The following is an 816-nucleotide window of genomic DNA, read 5'->3' as shown; positions in this document are numbered from 1 at the left end:
TCAATGCGCCGAAGAAATGCTTTCCCGTTCACTCCGTTTTACCGGGCGCTTTGCGGGCTTGGCATGGGAGAATAAACTGTGCAGAATCATCCCCATAATAATGACGGCGATTCCGGTCCAGGAAACAAGCGACGGGGCGGGAGCGGACAGGATAAGCATCTCTCCGAGCAGGGCAAATAGCACCTCCAGCGATTGCGTGGCCTCAACCGCCGCAAGTCCCGTCATGCTGTGTCTAACCATATCGGTGGCCCGGAAGAACAGCACCGTCGCCACGATGCCCGATGAGAGCGCGATGATCAGGGATTGAACCATCTGCCCCCCGGAAGGCATTCCGGAGTCCGCCCAGCCAAACAGCGCGACCAGCAGCCAGAACGGCATGCTGGCCAGCGTCATTCCAAGAATGCGCTGAAATACGTCAAGCCGGCCGCCGCAAAGCTCCATTGTCTTGCGGTTGCCGAGCGGGTAGGCGAAGGAAGCGATAAGAACGGGCACAATGCCGAGCAGCACCTGCGAGGCCGACAGCTTCTGGGCATGTTCGAGCTGCAGCAGCGCGACGCCAGCCAAAATGATCAGGGAGAGCCCAAGCCCGCGATGCGGAATTTTGCCCCTTACGGTAACGGTTCCTTGAGGCCCCTGTGTTCGGGTTACGAAGAGCGGCGCCAGCAGGGAGCCGGAAATAATCGTAATCTGCCACGTTCCGGCCGTAAGCCAGCCGGGGGCGTAAGCCGCCGCAAAGGTAATCGGGGCGTAGAACAGGCCAAAACCGACCGTTCCCCACAGCAGCCAGGCCCAGGGCCTGTTCGCCATCTCCCGCAG

General features: G+C 60.5%; 1 protein-coding gene. It reads right to left on the bottom strand.

Annotated elements, in window-relative coordinates; all coding sequences use genetic code 11:
- Positions 1-816: DMT family transporter (locus tag L691_RS0102245; RefSeq protein ID WP_025688515.1), on the bottom strand; the 816-nt coding region annotated here is incomplete at its 5' end.

It is taken from the genome of Paenibacillus zanthoxyli JH29, from assembly GCF_000520715.1.
Classification (GTDB): Bacteria; Bacillota; Bacilli; order Paenibacillales; family Paenibacillaceae; genus Paenibacillus_AQ; species Paenibacillus_AQ zanthoxyli.
The sequence above is the reverse complement of the archived record's forward strand: the minus strand, read 5'-3'. Positions and strand labels throughout refer to the sequence as shown.